A 14,738-nucleotide genomic window follows, 5' to 3' on the forward strand; every position below is an offset into this window, starting at 1 on the left:
TGAGTTTGTAATTTTAGGCAAGAATTTTAAAGTATGACAAAAAGAATTAAACGAATAGGAGTAATGACCTCCGGCGGAGATTCCCCCGGAATGAACGCTGCAATAAGAGCTGTGGCAAGGGCAAGTTCTTATTATCGTGTTGAATGTCTCGGGTTTATGAGAGGCTTCCAGGGAATGATAGAAAACGATTATATAGAGCTTAATGCACGTAGCGTTAGAAATATTATCAATTTAGGCGGAACTATCCTAAAATCGGCCCGGTCTAAAGAATTTCTTACTGAAGAAGGTAGGGTGAAAGCCGCGGCCAATCTTAAAAAAGCTAATATAGATGCAATGATTCTTATTGGTGGTGACGGGACCTTTAGAGGTGGAAAAGTTTTTAGTGAAGAACATAATATCCCTGTAATTGGCGTGCCGGGAACTATAGATAACGATATTTTTGGAACCCATTATACCATAGGTTACGATACGGCTTTAAATACAGTTATAGATGCTGTAGATAAAATTCGCGATACTGCCAGTTCCCATAATAGATTATTCTTTGTAGAAGTAATGGGTAGAGACGCGGGATTTATTGCGCTAAACAGTGGAATTGGAGCAGGAGCAGAAGAAATTTTAATTCCAGAAGAAGATCTTGGTTTAGATCGTTTGCTAAACTCCCTGGAGCGCAGCCGTAGATCTGGAAAAACATCAAGTATAGTTATTGTTTCTGAAGGTGACAAAATTGGTAAAAATGTATTTGAGCTGGCAGCTTACGTAAAAGACAATTTACCTTATTACGATGCAAAAGTTACCGTTTTAGGGCATATTCAACGAGGTGGAAGTCCAACTTGTTTTGATCGTGTTTTGGCCAGTAGATTATGCGTGAAAGCAGTAGAACTTGCCCTGGACGGTCAGCAGGATATTATGGTTGGAATGATGAATAATGAAATAAAATCTATAGAACTGGTAAATGCATTAAAATCAAAACCTACAATTAATAAGGAATTACTTCGCATTTCTGATATTTTATCTGTCTAATTTATGAAAACAGTTGCAATCATTGCCCACAACGGGAAAAAGGCTGAGATGGTTCAGTTTTTAAATAACCATAGAGAAGCCCTTCAGGCTAAAAATATTACCTTAATTGCTACGGGAACTACGGGCGCAAAAACAGAATCTGCCGGTTTTGAGGTTGAAAAACTACTATCAGGCCCCTTAGGTGGAGATGCGCAAATAGCCTCCCGTATTGCCGAAGGTAAAGTAGATATGGTAATCTTCTTTAGAGACCCGCTGGACAAGCATCCACATGAACCCGATATTTTTATGTTAATGCGTTTGTGCGATGTACACGATATTCCCCTGGCTACAAATCCCGCCAGTGCCCGTTTATTAATGCAGGCTTTCTAAAATCTAATTTATTTAATTGAAATTTTCACCCCGCTTTCTTCTATTTTTAATTATTGTTTTATTGATCTCAACCTCCCAGGCACGGTCACAGAGCAACCAAACTGAAGCGGCTATTTTTAATATAGGAATAGGGACGGTTTTTAGTGGAATTGGTGCTGTAATTAATAAAGAACCGCAGGAAAAGTTCGGAAAAGTACTGGTTAAAGGAATGGCACAGGGTGCACTCGGCGGCTACCTGGTTTATGAAAGTAAAGTTATTGCCGGAAGAATTTCTAACCAAAAAAACCTTACTTATGGCTGGCCGGCAAAGTTTATGAACTCTGCAGGAACTTCAATAATAGAGAATGCCGCTTCTAATAGAAATTTCTGGGAACAATGGAACCTGAATATTGGCTTTAACCGAATTGAATTTCACACTAAAGACCGTTTTCATCTTAAATACAGGATACAACCGGTTTCTTTTCTTCTTACTGCTTATACCGCGGTTCAGAATAAATTTGAAGCTGAATTAAGCCTAAGAGTTGGAGAATTTGTTTTCTCAGGCAATAATACTTTTGGCTATGAAGATAATAACGATTATTACCTTGGCAGAGCCATAAGCACGGCAATATTACTAAATCCTGAAGCCGGCGGATTCAATTATAATACCGTTGCCCACGAAGTAATTCACGTGTTCCAGTATCACGATTTTAATGTACTAAACGCTTATGCAAATAAACCATTGAAAGAATTCAAAAAAGGCTCTGGCTTCTTCCGGAAAATGGATAAAATCTTTCATTACGATTTTAATATTTTCGTTTTTGCCGGTTTATATAAAATGGAGCATTTTGGAAAAGACCAAAAATCGTTTGAAGGCTATTATTCCAATTATTTTGAGCGTGAAGCTTATCTTTTTAGCAATTATTAATCTTTTACCGCAATTGCGCTAATCTCTACATTTACAAATTTAGGGAGGTTTGCAACTTCTACCGTTTCTCTTGCAGGAGCAGTTTCTGCATTAAAATAAGATCCATAAACCTCGTTGATTTTAGCGAAATTATTCATATCGCTTATAAAAATTGAAGTTTTTATTACATTTTCAAAATTCATCCCGGCTTCAGCTAAAATTGCCTTTAAGTTTTGCATTACCCTGGTAGTTTCTTTTTTAAGTTCGCCTGTTTCCAGTTCGTTAGTTTCTGGATTAAGCGCTATTTGACCAGAAATATAAAGCATATTTCCGGTTAAAACTGCCTGGTTATAAGGCCCAATTGGAGCCGGAGCTTTGTCGGTTTTAATTATTTTTTTCATCATTTTTAAACTTTTAAATTTTATAAACTTCGGTCTGGTTCGTTTCGTTTATCGTATTTAATATCACTTAAGATAGACGATTTTATCCCGATAAAGAAATACCAGGATCTACGCTCACTAAAAGGCACCCAGTTAAAACTTAATCGCCAGGTATTTAAATCACGCTGAAATCTTAATTGGGTATAAGTAAAGCCTAACTCTTTTAAATCGTAACCCGAGGAAGCTCCAACTACCCATTTTGGCGAAAGTTCCACATCTCCCGAAAACATTATAGAGTGGGAGGTAATTTCATTTTGACGAGCCGTATTATTGTACGTCATGGTATAAGAGAGCCGTAAATCCCATGGGATTTTATAATTATACCAGTTATCGGTTCTTTCTTCACGATCTTCATCTGCAAATGGGTCTTCTTCTTCATCGTAGAACTTTCCTTCTAAATCAGATCCTTTTCCAAAAAGGTCATCACGTCTTCCGCCACCGCGATAAGTATCGTTATCTATTTCATCTTCACTTTCGTCTTCGCCCTCGTCTTCAAAATCTTTACTGGAGAAAGCATAGCCAAAGCTTACATTGGCGTTGGTAAACCTAAATAAACTACCACCGTTATTTATATTTAGTTTATCGGTTCTTCGGTTATTATTATCTAAAGCATAAATATCCATATTACCGGCAACATTAATATCCAATTTATCGCGAACTATGGGAATACTACCTCTAAGAGCAATGGGAGACAGCTTTGGTTGGCCATCTTCCCCGGCAAGGTTATATGCCGTACTCATACTAAAATTATTAAGTAGTGTGATCTTCTCGGGTTCGGTAGCGGTACTGTCTTTAGAACGCACTTTGGCTTCCAGGGTATTGCTTAAACTAAGCCCCAGCGAACTTGAAAACCTGTTTCCCGGTGCTCCATATAATGTCCCATTAAACCGGGAATAATCTACCATATTGGTTTCAATAGGGTTTGCAGGATCAATACGCTCATATGTATCGTAATACTGGTCAAAAGCGGGGTTTACATTATAACTAATCGAGGGTCGCATCACATGCCTAATAGCCTGGATTTTTTTGTCCTTTCCAAAATTCTTTAATCCATATAAGGTGGTACCAATACTGGCTCCAAAATTATAGGTTCTGTAAGAATCAAACCCGTTTATAGTATCAATTACCACCTCGTTATTAAACTCATCGTAAGATTGTTCGAAGGTTTTGAAAACCCAACTTTCTTCGTAATTAGCATTAGCACTAACACTTAGATAATTGAAAAGCTTAAAGTTTGTGGTAACCGGAATAGAATGCTGTGCGCCATAATTGGCATCCTGGAACATTTCGGGTTTAAAAAACAAAGAATCTGTTGTTCTAATTTGATTCTCGGCCCTTACGTTATACTGAAAATTTATATTTTCTATCAATCCTTTTTTTGCGCCGGTTTTTGGAGCAAAAGGATAAATACGCGTCATACTCGCCTGTAAAGTTGGCAAACTCATATTTATAGTTTGCGTCCTTGTATTTTGTTGATGCCTTGCTGCAAGGCTTAAATTAATCTGAGGTTCACCGGGAAAGGTTTTACTATACGAAACCGAAGAACTTAAAGTGTTTGTTAAGAAGTTTCCTGTATTCATTTGATTTACAGAATTCTGATAATAAGTACTACTCCCTAAGTTTACCGAGGCACTAAACCTGGAATTAGGATTTGCCTTGGCATCCTGGTTATGGGACCATTGAATATTATAGACAGATTGCTCAGCAAAATCTGGGAATCCTCGTTCACTTTGAAATAGGTTTTCGTACCGTATTCTTACGTTACCGCGGTAATTATAACGCTTGGCATAATTACTTTCCAGGCGTACAGCATAACTTCCATTGGTATAATAATCGCCTAAAGTTAGTAAATCTACATAATCGCTAATCGCAAAATAATAACCTCCGTTTTGCAGAAAATAACCACGACGGCTATCCCCAAAACTGGGGATAATGAATCCTGAAGTTTCTTCTTCGGTTAAAGGAAAATATCCAAAGGGAAGCCCCAACGGTGTAGGTACATCTGCCAGGTACATATTAACAAAACCTGCCACGATCTTTTTATCTGGAACAAATTTTATTTTTCTCGCATAGAAATAATAATCGGGATTATCTAAATCGTCATCTGTGGTAAAGCGCACATTTTGCATAAAATACACCGAATCGTTTTCACGTTTGGTAACTTCACCTCTTACATTAAAATTGGCTTGTTGTGTCCTGGAATTATAAACCAGTGCTCTTTCAGTATCAAAATTAAACCGAATAGAATCTGGCTCTACGGTTTGATTTCCCTGTACAAAAACCGGTTTTTGAGAATATGCACCGGTAGAATCGGGAATTCCGTAGGCATAGACTTCATTTTTTTCATTGTCCATTATTATAAGCCCGGCATTTATCTGCATATCTCCATAAATAATTTGTGCTTCATTATAGAGATACATGCGATTCTCTTTCTGGCTAATACGCATATAATCTTTAGCCTGGTACTTTACCGCATCAGTAATTAATTGGTTGCCCCGTTGCGGAGTTTGCAACGAATCTCCCACAATACTATCGGTTAGCCTTATGGTTTCGGTAAGTGGTAAGGAATCGCCCACAGTAACCAGCGAATCTCGTTCCCGGGCTTCAATATCTATTTCCTGATTATTCCCTATTTCCTGTGCGTTTAGACAAACGATAGGAAGCAGTATAAAAATACAGCGAAAAAGTATATTAGGTATGTTTGTTTGCAATGCTCTAAGTGCTATTTTTGTAAAGAATGGCTTGCTTTTTGCAAAATCAAAATTACATATATTTTTTCAGCTTAGATTTGAGATTTCCTGAAAAAAGTAATTAAAATAATTAGCCTAAACTTAGCGTTACCTTTTTATGAGAACGAACCTACTTAAACTTTTCGTATTTTTCTTCATTTTTATTGCAAGCTTGCAAAGCTTATTTGCAAATAATGATAAACCGAGAGATAGATTTGTGGTGGTTTTAGATGCCGGGCACGGTGGGAAAGATCCCGGAAATATGGGAAATGGTTTTAAAGAGAAAGATATTGCACTTAATATTATTCTAAAAATTGGAAAGGCATTAGAAAAACAGGAAGGAATAGAAGTGATCTATACCCGCGATTCTGATATATTTATTCCTTTAGATAAACGAGCACAAATTGCCAATGAGGCCGATGCTGATCTTTTTGTTTCGGTACATTGTAATTCTCATAATTCCCAGGCTTACGGTACCGAAACCTTTGTATTGGGACTTCATAAAACCGAAGAAAATTTTGAAGTAGCCAAGAAAGAAAACTCGGTAATATTTTTAGAGGAAGATTACGAAGTAACTTATGGTGGTTTTAATCCCAATTCCCCTGAATCTTATATAGGAATGGCGCTAATGCAAGAGGAATATTTAAATCAAAGTATTCTTTTAGCCGATTTTGTTCAGAAAAATTTCACCCACGAATTAAAAAGAAAAAATCGTGGAGTTAAACAAGCCGGTTTCGTGGTATTAAAAATGGCGGTAATGCCAAGTGTGCTTATTGAAACTGGATTTTTAACCAATAACCACGAAGGCCCATATTTAAACAGTGCGGGCGGCCAAAACAAAATGGCTGCGGCTATTGTAGAAGCAATAAATAAATATGCTAACACCATAAACCTGTCTAACCTTGAGAGTATTGGGAGTACTTCCTCTTCAAACATCCCACCTCAAAGCCAAATTTATGAGGGAATTACCTTTAAAATTCAACTTGCGGCCGGTTCTAAACGTTTAGAAACCAAAGCCTACAATTTTAAAGGATTGCAAAATGTAGAGCGAGCAAAGGAAGAGGGAATGTATAAATACTATTATGGAGCTACTTCAGATTATATAAAAATAAATAAGCTTCATAACGAGGCAAAACAAAATGGATATCCTTCAAGTTATATTGTTGCATTTAAGGAAGGCAGCAAGATTACAGTTAATGAGGCGTTAAAATCTAAGGTGAATTAACGGTTCTTTTCTATTTTTATTTCTAAATTTGTCCATATTCCTAAAAAAATAGCTTTTGAAATTTACACGTGAAGTAAAAACTGCATTCCTAGCAATAATTGCTATCCTCTTATTAATATTTGGTTATAGTTTCTTAAAGGGTAAAAACCTGTTGGATTCCAGCAGAACTTTTCATGCAGTTTATAACGATGTAGAAGGGCTATCACCTTCCTCGGCAGTAACCATAAACGGTCTTAAAGTAGGGCAGGTAACCCAAATTAATTTTCTTGATGCCCAGGGAACCCTGGTAGTTAGCTTTACTGTAGAAAATGATTTCGAATTCTCAAAAAATAGTACTGCGCAAATTTATGGTGGGAATATAATTGGCGGAAAATCTCTTGCTATTCTTCCAGATTACGAAATTAATCAAATGGCAAAATCTGGAGATACCTTAAACAGTGATATTGAAGAAGGTATTATGGAGTTGGTAAACGATAGGTTGACCCCGCTTCAGGATAAAGTTGAAAATACCATAGTTAGCGCAGATTCTTTAGTTACAGCAATTAATAAAATTCTAAACGATAGTACCAGGTATAATATTCAAAACACTTTTAAAGATCTTAATGCAACTGTTGCTTCGTTTAAAGTAACCGCTAATGCACTAGAAGGAATTGTAGGTAGAAATTCAGGAAAAATAGATAATACTTTTACTAATCTTGATGAAATGACTACCAATTTCAATTCATTTTCAGATACTTTAACCAAAATGGATATTGGTAAAATCACTGCTGATCTTGAAAAAGTGGTAGCCGATTTTGAAAGTGTTTCAGACAAACTAAATAATAAAGAAGGTACTGCAGGGAAGTTAATTAATGATGATGCCGTTTATAATAATCTGGATAATGCTACCAAACAGTTGGAACAATTACTACAAGACGTAAAACTGAATCCTAAAAGATACGTACATTTCTCTGTCTTCGGTAAAAACCCGAAACCATATCAGGAACCCAAAGAAAAGGATTCTATTAAATAACCAACTATGCAAATTATTTCCCAGGTCTTATTTCTAATTGCCTTAGTGGTAGGTATAGGTTTTTTTATTCGAAACATCCGTAGGTTATTAAGAAATATAAAATTAGGAAAAGAAGTAGATCGTAGCGATAATAAAGGAGAGCGTTTCGCTAAAATGGCCAGGATTGCGCTTGGGCAAAGCAAAATGGTGAAAAAACCAGTTTCAGGCTTTCTTCACGTAATTGTTTATGTAGGCTTTATTATAATAAATATTGAAGTTCTTGAAATTATAATAGATGGTTTATTCGGAACTCACCGGGTACTCTCTTTTATGGGTGGCTTCTACAATGTTCTTATCGCTTCTTTTGAAGTTCTAGCGCTATTAGTTTTAATTGGAGTTATTGTATTTTGGATTAGAAGAAATATCTTAAACATTTATCGGTTTTTAAGTCGTGAATTAAAAGGCTGGCCTAAAAATGACGCCAATTACATTCTTTATTTTGAAATGGTGCTTATGGTGCTTTTCCTAGTAATGAATGCTACAGATTATCAACTTCAGCTTAATGGAGCTCCTCATTATGCAAGTGAAGCAGGCATAACCGGAAGTTTTCCTATTAGCCAATTCTTACTTCCTATTTTTGAAGGAATGAGCAATGCAACGCTCATCATAATAGAAAGAGCAGCCTGGTGGTTACATATTTTAGGAATTCTTTTCTTCTTAAATTACCTGTATTACTCCAAGCACTTACACATTCTCCTGGCTTTCCCAAATGTTTATTTATCTAAACTTCAGCCACAGGGAGAAATGAACAATCTGCAAGCGGTTACCGATGAAGTTAAATTAATGATGGATCCGGATGCCGATCCTTTTGCTGCCCCGGCAGAGGAAGAGGAAGGTGCAGAACCCGATAAGTTTGGAGCATCAGATGTTTTTGACCTTAACCAGGTGCAATTATTAAACTCATACACCTGTACCGAATGCGGAAGATGTACGGCAGAATGTCCCGCAAATCAAACCGGTAAAAAACTTTCTCCCAGGAAGATTATGATGGATACCAGAGACAGGCTGGAAGAAGTAGGGGAGATTATTAATACAAAAGGGAAATACGAAGATAACGGCAAGCAATTACTGGACGACTTTATTTTACGCGAAGAACTTTGGGCCTGTACCACCTGTAATGCTTGTGTAGAAGCCTGCCCGGTTGGGATAGACCCGCTTTCCATAATTTTAGATATGCGTCGTTATTTAGTGATGGAAGAAAGTGCTGCTCCAAATGAGCTGGCTATTGCAATGACCAATATTGAAAACAATGGCGCACCCTGGCCTTACAACCAGCAAGATAGATTAAACTGGGCTAAAGAAAATTAATTTTCTTAATAGCTCAAAAATATATTGAATACCAGACTTATTAGAAGTCTTCGGAATAAAATTAAAAGAAATTAGATATGGCAGAAGCGTTAAAAGTACCAACAATGGCCGAGTATATGGCAGAAGGCAAAAAACCCGAAGTTTTATTTTGGGTTGGTTGCGCCGGTAGTTTTGATGATAGGGCAAAGAAAATCACCAAGGCCTTTGTAAAATTATTGCACGAAGCCGGAGTTGATTTTGCTGTTTTAGGAACCGAAGAAAGCTGTACGGGAGATCCTGCGAAACGCGCCGGGAACGAGTTTCTTTTTCAAATGCAGGCTGCTACAAATATTGAAGTTCTTAATGGCTATGAAATAGAAAAAGTGGTTACTGCCTGTCCGCACTGTTTTAATACCATAAAAAACGAATATCCTGCCCTTGGTGGAAATTACGAAGTAATGCACCATACACAATTTTTAAAATCCCTTCTTACTGAAGGAAAGTTAAAGGTTGAAGGAGGAAAATTTAAAGGAAAACGAATTACTTTTCACGATCCCTGTTATTTAGGCCGTGCTAACGGAGAATACGAAGCGCCTCGAGACTTACTAAGAAAACTTGAAGTAGAACTCGTAGAAATGCGCAAATGCAAGTCTAACGGACTTTGTTGCGGTGCAGGTGGCGGCCAAATGTTTAAAGAACCGGAGCCAGGAAATAAAGACGTGAATATTGAACGTACCGAACAGGCTATGGAGGTTAAACCTGAAGTTATTGCCGCGGGTTGTCCCTTTTGCAATACGATGATGACCGATGGTGTAAAAGGAAAAAATAAAGAAGATAGTGTAGAAGTAATGGATGTGGCAGAACTTATTGCCAATGCCCACGATCTCTAAAATATTTTAAGTATTCAATCAAAAAATTCAATTTAAAAAAGCTTGAGATTTTTTCTCGGGCTTTTTGATTTTTTAAGTATAATTTTTGATGAAATCCAAACGTTAAAAGGTAAAAGTAACCTTGAGACAATGTTTAAATCAATTAGTTTTGTAAAAATATAATTTCAGTAATTTATGTTAGTACCATTCGAAAATCTACCCGATTCTTCAAGGGTTTGGATATACCAGGCAAACCGTTCTTTTACTACTGAAGAGTTAGAAGAAATAAAATCAAGATTGGACCAGTTTGTAACTCAATGGACGGCCCATGGAGCCGATTTACAGGCCGGTTATCTAATTAAATATAAAAGATTTATCGTTCTGGCTTTAGACCAGGAAATGAATGCAGCCACCGGTTGTTCTATTGATGCTTCAGTACATTTTATCCAGCAATTGGAAAAAGAATTTAATGTAGATCTATTAGATAAGATGAATGTCTCTTATAAACAGGGAGAGTTTATAGCCTATAAAACCCTTTCAGATTTTAGAAAGATGGCGAAAGAAAAAGCTGTTTCTTCTAAAACCATTGTATTTAATAATCTTGTAAATAATAAAGCTGAATTTCTTTCAGATTGGGAAGTTCCTGCTTCTGAAAGTTGGCATAAGCGTTTTGTTAGTTAATGAAATTCACTTTCACTCCGAAAATCTTTGTATTAACCTGTTTTCTTCTTGTTTGCTCTAATCTTTCTGCACAAAACAATCCTTTGCTGGCAGAAGATACCATTGCACAAAAAGAATGGGTAGATAGCACCTATAATGCAATGAGCCTTAAAGAAAAAATAGGGCAGTTGCTAATGATTAGTGTTTCTTCAGAAAGTGGTAAGGCTTATATTGAAAAGGCGAAAAAACAAATTTCAGAAGAATATATTGGAGGGGTTATTTTCTCTAAAGGCGGCCCACAAAGGCAGATAAAATTAACCAACGAATTCCAGGAACTTTCAAGAACTCCATTACTTATTGGTATGGATGCCGAGTGGGGCCTGGCCATGCGCCTTGATTCTACCTTTGCGCTACCCTGGAATATGACGCTGGGTGCTATTCAGGATAATAATTTAATTGAAGAGGCCGGGGCGGCAATTTCCAGGCATTCCAAAAGACTTGGCGTACATATTAATTTTGCTCCAGTAGTAGATATTAATACCAATTCCAATAATCCCATTATTGGAAATAGAAGTTTTGGCGAGAATAAAATTAATGTAGCCGAAAAATCGCTTGCGTTTATGCGTGGTATGCACCGGGTAGGTACATTATCCAGTGCAAAACATTTTCCGGGTCACGGTGATACAGATACCGATTCGCATAAAACCTTACCCACCATTCCTTTTTCTAAAGAAAGGTTGGATAGTTTAGAACTATATCCATATTACCCCTTAATTGCCCACGGACTTTCCAGCGTAATGGTTGCTCATTTAAATGTTCCTGCCCTTCAGGAAAATCCTAATACGCCATCTTCGCTTTCAAAAGCGCTAATCACAGACCTTTTAAAAGAAAAAATGAATTTTGAAGGGCTTATTTTTACCGATGCCCTTAATATGAAAGGTCTCACCAACAATGCAGAGCCCGGTGATGCCGAGTTAAGAGCATTTTTAGCAGGCAATGATGTATTATTAATGCCGGAAAAAGTTGAAGTTGCTTCTGAAGTTTTAATCAATGCTTATAAGAATAATATTATAAGTCCCGGTAGATTGGCACATTCAGTAAAAAAAATATTGAAGGCGAAATATAAAGTAGGCCTGCATCAGCAACAAAGCATCCAGGAAAATTTTATTTTTGAAGAACTTAATTCTGTTCGCGATAAAGTTCTCCTGGAAGAACTCTTTGAAAATGCAATTACCTTAATTAAAAATAACAGAGCCGTACTCCCGGTTAAAGATATTGCCGACACCAGGATTGCTTATGTGAATTTTGGAGATGATGACGGGAGTACCTTTTTAAATGAATTAAAACGATATGCCCATATAGATTGGATTTCAGCAACGCATTTAAACGATTTACAAAAGAAATTAAAAGAATACGATCTCGTAATTTTAGGTTACCATAAATCTAATAACAGTCCCTGGGCGTCCTATAAATTTTCTTCGGGAGAATTACACTGGATCAATCAAATTGCCATAGAAAATAAAACCGTTCTAAGTCTTTTTTCGAGTCCGTATGCGTTAAGGGAACTTCGGGGAATCAGTGAATTGGAAGGTATTTTAGTTAATTACCAAAACCATCCCGTAGCCCAAAAAAAAGCTGCACAATTAATTTTTGGTGCTGTTGAAGCCAGGGGAAAACTCCCGGTAAGCATACGAAATAATTTTCCCGAAGGTACCGGCTATCAAACCAGAAATATAGATAGGTTGGCATACGGGTTACCGGAAAGTGTAGGTCTAAATTCCTATAAATTAAACAGAATTGATAGTATTATTACTGAAGCTATTGACAAAGAAATGACACCCGGCGCTCAAATTTTAATAGCGAGAAAAGGGAAAATAGTTTACAACAAGAATTTTGGCTATCATACCTACGATAAACAAATTCCCGTTTCAGATACATCGGTTTACGATTTGGCATCATTAACCAAAATTCTGGCAACTTTACCGCTTATTATGGAGCAGGAAGAAGAAGGGATTGTAAGTTTTGATTCAAAGTTGGGAGAAATGATGCCGGTTTTTCAAAATTCGAATAAAGCGAATATTAGGTTACAGGATATGCTTATGCATTATGCCCGGTTAAAATCCTGGATTCCTTTTCATATTAATACTATAGACAGGAAAACAAGGTTACCTTCTAAAGATTATTTTCAAAAAACTCCTTCAGCTGAATTTAATACTAAAGTTGCCAATGAAATGTATCTTAGAAATGACATGAAAGATACAATTATCAGTATTATTAGGGATAGCGACTTAGAACGAAGATTAGATTATAAATACAGTGATCTACCTTTCTACATTTTAAAATATTACCTGGAAGGCTATTATGGCCAAACTTTGCATAATCTTACCCAGGAGAAAATTTATAAACCTTTGGGAGCAACCCATACAGGTTATATACCAGCTTCAAGATTCCCCTTAGCACAAGTTGTTCCTACCGAAATTGATAAACTTTGGCGTAGGCAACTTATTCACGGGGTGGTGCATGATCAGGGTGCCGCTTTGCAGGGAGGTATTGGAGGGCACGCCGGGCTTTTTAGCACCGCTAACGATGTTGCTAAAATAATGCATGTTTACCTTAATAATGGGGTTTACGGTGGTAAAAGGTATTTAAAAGAAGAAACCATTTCTAAATTTAATACCTGTTATTATTGCGAAAAAAATGTAAGACGTGGCGTTGGTTTCGACAAACCCCAACTAGGAAGTTCAGGACCAACCTGTAATTGCTTATCTATGGAAAGTTTTGGTCATAGCGGTTTTACGGGCACCTTTGCCTGGGCAGACCCCGAAGAAGAAATTGTTTATGTATTTTTGTCTAATAGAACTTTCCCCGATTCTACCAATAGGAAGTTAATTAGGGAAGATGTAAGATCTAGAATACAGGAAGTTATCTACGAATCTATAGATTTTTAGATAATTGGGGGAATGGCCCGCAGAACTTAATTTGAAAACAAAAAATCGGCCTTGGTCGTAATTTAAATTCTCACTAAGGTGAGTAAATCGAGCCAAATGAAAATAGCCATTGTATGTTATCCTACCTTTGGGGGTAGTGGAGTGGTAGCCACAGAGCTGGGGCTGGCCCTTGCAAAACGTGGTCACGAAATACATTTTGTAACCTACAGCCAACCTGTACGTTTAGATCAACTTTCCAGCAATGTACGTTTTCACGAAGTACACGTTCCAGAATATCCGCTATTTCACTATCAACCATACGAGCTTGCGCTTAGTAGTAAATTGGTAAATGTTGTAAAACAGTTTGATATTGAAATGCTGCATGTTCATTATGCAATTCCGCACGCTTATGCCGGTTATATGGCTAAAAAAATGCTTGCTGAAGAAGGAATTAACCTCCCCATGGTAACCACACTTCACGGTACCGATATTACTTTGGTTGGCAATCATCCTTTTTACAAACCGGCGGTAACTTTTAGTATTAATAATAGCGATATAGTGACTTCGGTATCTAAAAGTTTAAAAGAAGATACCTTAAAATTCTTCAAAATCAGGAATGAAATTGAAGTAATACCCAATTTTATAGATTGCAGCAAATACGATAATAAAGCCTTTACCGACTGCCAACGCGAAATGATGGCCGAAAATAAAGAGAGAATTATTACGCATATTAGTAACTTCAGAAAAGTAAAACGCATAGATGATGTGATTAAAATCTTTTATGAAATTCAGAAAAAAATAGATGCAAAATTAATGATGGTTGGAGAAGGCCCTGAAAAAGAAATGGCAGAAGATTTAGTAGATGAACTCAATATTGCCGATAAAGTAATGTTTCTGGGGCAAAGTCACGAAATAGATAAGATTCTTTGCTTCTCTGATTTATTCTTACTGCCTTCAGAAAAAGAGAGTTTTGGTCTTTCAGCACTGGAAGCAATGGTTAATGGAGTTGCAATAATTTCTACAAATACCGGCGGACTTCCTGAAGTTAACCAAAATGGAATTTCTGGGTATTTAAGTAATGTGGGTGATGTTCAGGAAATGGCAGCTAATGCTTTAAAAATCCTGGAAAACGATGAAACCCTGGAGAAATTTAAAAACAACGCCAGGAGTGTTGCAGAAAAATTTGACATTAAAAATGTAATGCCCCTTTATGAAGATATTTATAAAAGAGCTTTACAAATTACCGTATAAAAAAAGGAGGCCGTCTAAAAAGTA

The 14,738-nt window shown here is 36.8% G+C and carries 12 protein-coding genes; 10 read left to right on the plus strand and 2 right to left on the minus strand.

Features of this window, described 5'->3' with window-relative positions; all coding sequences use genetic code 11:
* Positions 1 to 33: 33 nt before the first annotated feature.
* From pfkA to B4F31_RS04940, 3 genes are read left to right on the plus strand one after another with little or no spacing between them, the layout of a single operon-like run.
* On the plus strand, positions 34 to 1,020 hold the full coding sequence (pfkA, locus tag B4F31_RS04930) for a 6-phosphofructokinase (RefSeq protein ID WP_075326885.1): 987 nt from the start codon (positions 34 to 36) through the stop codon (positions 1,018 to 1,020).
* Between the two features lie 3 nt (positions 1,021 to 1,023).
* On the plus strand, positions 1,024 to 1,389 hold the full coding sequence (locus tag B4F31_RS04935; protein ID WP_075326884.1) for a methylglyoxal synthase: 366 nt from the start codon (positions 1,024 to 1,026) through the stop codon (positions 1,387 to 1,389).
* Positions 1,390 to 1,405: 16 nt separating this feature from the next.
* Positions 1,406 to 2,296, plus strand: coding sequence for a hypothetical protein (locus tag B4F31_RS04940; RefSeq protein ID WP_286760751.1), 891 nt, complete (start codon positions 1,406 to 1,408; stop codon positions 2,294 to 2,296).
* On the opposite strand, the gene B4F31_RS04945 is transcribed toward B4F31_RS04940, so the two are convergent.
* Positions 2,293 to 2,676, minus strand: a complete 384-nt coding sequence (locus tag B4F31_RS04945) for a RidA family protein (protein ID WP_075326882.1) — start codon at positions 2,674 to 2,676, stop codon at positions 2,293 to 2,295. The genes B4F31_RS04940 and B4F31_RS04945 overlap by 4 nt on opposite strands.
* Positions 2,677 to 2,696: 20 nt before the next feature.
* On the minus strand, positions 2,697 to 5,426 hold the full coding sequence (locus tag B4F31_RS04950) for a putative LPS assembly protein LptD (protein ID WP_075326881.1): 2,730 nt from the start codon (positions 5,424 to 5,426) through the stop codon (positions 2,697 to 2,699).
* A gap of 136 nt (positions 5,427 to 5,562) precedes the next feature.
* Here B4F31_RS04950 and B4F31_RS04955 point away from each other — a divergent pair, with 136 nt between their 5' ends.
* The 7 genes from B4F31_RS04955 (at position 5,563) to bshA (ending at position 14,714) form a co-directional block, all read left to right on the plus strand.
* Positions 5,563 to 6,669, plus strand: coding sequence for an N-acetylmuramoyl-L-alanine amidase family protein (locus B4F31_RS04955; protein WP_075326880.1), 1,107 nt, complete (start codon positions 5,563 to 5,565; stop codon positions 6,667 to 6,669).
* 55 nt (positions 6,670 to 6,724) lie between these two features.
* Entirely contained in the window at positions 6,725 to 7,681 is a 957-nt protein-coding gene (locus B4F31_RS04960; protein WP_075326879.1) for an MlaD family protein, read from the plus strand.
* A 6-nt stretch (positions 7,682 to 7,687) separates the two neighbouring features.
* A complete protein-coding gene (locus tag B4F31_RS04965) occupies positions 7,688 to 9,028 on the plus strand; it encodes a (Fe-S)-binding protein (protein WP_075326878.1) in 1,341 nt (446 codons plus the stop codon).
* A 77-nt stretch (positions 9,029 to 9,105) separates the two neighbouring features.
* Positions 9,106 to 9,897: a (Fe-S)-binding protein gene (locus tag B4F31_RS04970; protein WP_075326877.1), complete on the plus strand. Its 792-nt coding sequence runs from the start codon at positions 9,106 to 9,108 to the stop codon at positions 9,895 to 9,897.
* 174 nt (positions 9,898 to 10,071) lie between these two features.
* On the plus strand, positions 10,072 to 10,557 hold the full coding sequence (locus B4F31_RS04975) for an ABC transporter ATPase (protein WP_075326876.1): 486 nt from the start codon (positions 10,072 to 10,074) through the stop codon (positions 10,555 to 10,557).
* Positions 10,557 to 13,484, plus strand: a complete 2,928-nt coding sequence (locus B4F31_RS04980) for a glycoside hydrolase family 3 N-terminal domain-containing protein (protein WP_286760752.1) — start codon at positions 10,557 to 10,559, stop codon at positions 13,482 to 13,484. Before B4F31_RS04975 ends, B4F31_RS04980 begins: the two co-directional genes overlap by 1 nt.
* A 96-nt stretch (positions 13,485 to 13,580) precedes the next feature.
* The gene (bshA, locus tag B4F31_RS04985; protein ID WP_075326874.1) at positions 13,581 to 14,714 is read left to right on the plus strand and encodes an N-acetyl-alpha-D-glucosaminyl L-malate synthase BshA; all 1,134 of its coding nucleotides are present in this window, start codon (positions 13,581 to 13,583) and stop codon (positions 14,712 to 14,714) included.
* Positions 14,715 to 14,738: the final 24 nt, after the last annotated feature.

This window comes from Salegentibacter sp. UBA1130 (assembly GCF_002311535.1).
GTDB classification, from domain to species: domain Bacteria; phylum Bacteroidota; class Bacteroidia; order Flavobacteriales; family Flavobacteriaceae; genus Salegentibacter; species Salegentibacter agarivorans.

Excerpts from the sequence above, each read along its gene's own strand:
- B4F31_RS04980 (WP_286760752.1), top strand. The coding sequence starts at position 10,557 with ATGAAATTCACTTTCACTCCGAAAATCTTTGTATTAACCTGTTTTCTT.
- B4F31_RS04970 (WP_075326877.1), top strand. The coding sequence starts at position 9,106 with ATGGCAGAAGCGTTAAAAGTACCAACAATGGCCGAGTATATGGCAGAA.
- B4F31_RS04975 (WP_075326876.1), top strand. The coding sequence starts at position 10,072 with ATGTTAGTACCATTCGAAAATCTACCCGATTCTTCAAGGGTTTGGATA.
- B4F31_RS04935 (WP_075326884.1), top strand. The coding sequence starts at position 1,024 with ATGAAAACAGTTGCAATCATTGCCCACAACGGGAAAAAGGCTGAGATG.
- pfkA (WP_075326885.1), top strand. The coding sequence starts at position 34 with ATGACAAAAAGAATTAAACGAATAGGAGTAATGACCTCCGGCGGAGAT.
- bshA (WP_075326874.1), top strand. The coding sequence starts at position 13,581 with ATGAAAATAGCCATTGTATGTTATCCTACCTTTGGGGGTAGTGGAGTG.
- B4F31_RS04945 (WP_075326882.1), bottom strand. The coding sequence starts at position 2,676 with ATGAAAAAAATAATTAAAACCGACAAAGCTCCGGCTCCAATTGGGCCT.
- B4F31_RS04955 (WP_075326880.1), top strand. The coding sequence starts at position 5,563 with ATGAGAACGAACCTACTTAAACTTTTCGTATTTTTCTTCATTTTTATT.
- B4F31_RS04965 (WP_075326878.1), top strand. The coding sequence starts at position 7,688 with ATGCAAATTATTTCCCAGGTCTTATTTCTAATTGCCTTAGTGGTAGGT.